This window comes from Mesorhizobium sp. WSM4816 (assembly GCF_055811535.1).
Window position 1 is genome coordinate 1 of sequence record NZ_JBVVQR010000123.1, and the last position, 253, is coordinate 253.

Sequence of the window (253 nt, forward strand, 5' to 3'; positions counted from 1 at the left end):
CCCCTGTTTCGGCATGTGGACAAGTTCGTCGTGGCACGTCGTCATCCGTGACGCTAGTCAGCCGACATCATGTCGCTGTTCCCGCCTGCCACCTGCCCGCGGCTGATCGTCAAGATCGGCTCCGCCCTGCTCGTCGATCCCGACGGCGGCGTGCGGCGGGCGTGGCTGGAGGGGATCGCCGCCGATATCGCCGCGCGCGCCGGTGCGGGGCAGCAGGTGGCGGTCGTCTCGTCCGGGGCGATCGCGCTGGGGG

1 pseudogene is annotated in these 253 nt (G+C 71.1%); it reads left to right on the plus strand.

From position 1 onward, the window contains the following. Positions 1 to 69 precede the first annotated feature (69 nt). A pseudogene (locus AC0L3H_RS33060) lies at positions 70 to 253 on the plus strand (glutamate 5-kinase); the annotation flags it as partial.